Origin of the sequence: Bacillus sp. P14.5 (assembly GCF_003316765.1) — a bacterium.
In the GTDB taxonomy this organism is placed as follows: Bacteria; Bacillota; Bacilli; order Bacillales; family Bacillaceae_B; genus Rossellomorea.
This window is the reverse complement of sequence record NZ_NIJF01000021.1, coordinates 1-2,510: the sequence shown is the minus strand read 5'-3', so window position 1 is coordinate 2,510 and position 2,510 is coordinate 1. Positions and strand designations below refer to the sequence as shown.

Sequence of the window (2,510 nt, the reverse complement as noted above, 5' to 3'; positions counted from 1 at the left end):
ATCCAACATTGTTCGATACCAATATATCATATTTTCCCGGTTTTTCGCAACTTACACCCCAAAATCAAAGAACGAGAGTTGGTTCTCATCCGGGAGACCTTCGAGACATTTCATCGTATCGAGCGTCTCGACGATCGTCTTCGACAACTTGGCGCGTTTGCGCAAGTCTTCTTTCGATAAAAACTGCCCTTCGGCACGTGCCTCGACGATCGCTTTCGCCGCGTTCGTCCCGAGACCGTCGACCGCATTGAACGGAGGGATGAGGGTGTTGCCCTCAATCAAGAACTCCGTCGCACTCGAGCGATACAAATCGATGTTTTGGAACTTCATGCCGCGCTCTAACATTTCGAGCGCGAGCTCGAGCACGGTGTGCAGACCCTTGTCTTTCGCCGTGGCTTCGAACCCTTTTTCGCGGATATCCGACATCGCCTTGCGTACGGCCTGTGACCCTTTGATCATCGCCGACAAGTCGAAGTCGCCGGCACGGACCGTGAAGTACGTCGCGTAATACAAAATCGGGTGATGCACTTTGAAGTAGGCGATGCGGACGGCCATGAGCACGTACGCCGTGGCGTGCGCTTTCGGGAACATGTACTTGATCTTCTTACAAGACGAGATATACCATTCCGGGACATCGTTGGCCCGCATCTCCGTCTCCATGTCTTCCGATAAGCCTTTCCCTTTTCGCACCGACTCCATGATTTTGAAGGCGAACGACGGTTCGAGGCCTGCATAGATCAAGTAGACCATGATGTCGTCACGACAACCGATGACGTCTTTCAGTTCACACGTGCCGTTATAGATGAGCTCGTTGGCGTTGCCGATCCAAACGTCGGTCCCGTGGGACAGTCCCGAGATTTGAACGAGTTCGGAGAACGTCGACGGTTTCGTCTCTTCGAGCATCTGGCGGACGAACTTTGTGCCGAACTCCGGAATGCCGAGCGTTCCCGTCTTCGATTCGATCTGCTCCGGTGTGACCCCGAGCACGTCCGTGGACGAAAAGATTTTCATGACGGTCGGGTCATCCGTCGGAATCGTCTTCGGGTCGATACCGGACAAGTCTTGCAGCATCCGGATGGCGGTCGGGTCATCGTGGCCGAGGATATCGAGTTTGAGCAAGTTATCGTGAATCGAGTGGAAGTCGAAATGGGTCGTCTTCCATTCGGACGACTTGTCATCGGCCGGATATTGAATCGGCGAGATTTCGGCGATGTCCATATAGTCCGGGACGACGATGATCCCCCCGGGTGTTGCCCGGACGTCCGTTTGACGCCGGTGACGCCCGAGACGAGCCGATCGACCTCGGCATTCCGATAAATCTTGTCGTTCTCGGTCGCATAGCCTTTCACATATCCATACGCCGTCTTGTCGGCAATCGTCCCGATCGTTCCGGCACGGTATACATACTCCTCCCCGAACAACACTTTCGTATAGGCGTGGGCGTGCGGTTGATATTCACCCGAAAAGTTCAAGTCGATATCCGGGACCTTGTCCCCTTTGAAACCGAGGAACGTCTCAAACGGGATATCGTGCCCATCCTTCGTATACCACGTCCCGCACTCCGGACATTGTTTGTCCGGAAGGTCATACCCGGACCCGACCGAACCGTCATTGAAGAAATGCGAATGTTGGCACTTCGGACAGACGTAATGCGGCGGGAGCGGATTGACCTCGGTGATCTCGGTCATCGTCGCGACGAAACTCGAGCCGACCGAACCACGTGAACCGACGAGGTAGCCGTCGTCGAGCGACTTCTTGACGAGCTTATGCGAAATCAAATAGATGACGGCGAACCCGTGACCGATGATCGATTTCAATTCTTTCTCAAGCCGGGCCTCGACGATCTCAGGCAATTCTTCCCCGTAGATCGAGCGGGCCATGTCGTAACTCATGTTGCGGACCTCGTCGTCCGCGCCTTCAATCTTCGGCGTGTATAAATCGTCAGGGATGATTTGAATCGATTCGATTTGATCGGCAATCGCGTTCGGATTCGTGATGACGATTTCGCGGGCGAGGTCGTCACCGAGGAATTTGAACTCTTCCATCATCTCTTTCGTCGTCCGGAAATGAGCGTGCGGCAGTTCTTTCCGTGTATTGATGAAGTTGGCGCCGCCTTGCGTCCGAATCAAGATCTCGCGATACGATCGATCCGTCCGGTCAAGGTAGTGGACGTTCCCGGTCGCACAGACCGGAAGGCCGGCTTGACCGGCGACGCGAATGATTCGTTTGATGATTTCGCGTAACTCGAGCTCGTTGGCGACGATCTCCTTATCGATCAAATGCATATAGAGCGCCGGCGGATGAATCTCGATGAAATCGTAAAATGCCATCATCTTCTCAAGCTCTTCATCCGACTTGTTAAGGGCGGCGTCAAAAATCTCGCCGTTGTCACACGCCGAACCGATGAGGAGCCCTTCGCGGCGCTTCACGATCTCCGAGCGCGGCATACGGGCCATCCGGAACAAGTAATCGATATGTGACAACGAGATCAATTCGTACAAATGACGCAG

Annotated in this window: 1 pseudogene; it reads right to left on the bottom strand. The window is 54.2% G+C overall.

From position 1 onward, the window contains the following. Window positions 1-51 precede the first annotated feature (51 nt). A pseudogene (locus tag B9Z54_RS25480) lies at window positions 52-2,510 on the bottom strand (PolC-type DNA polymerase III); the annotation flags it as partial.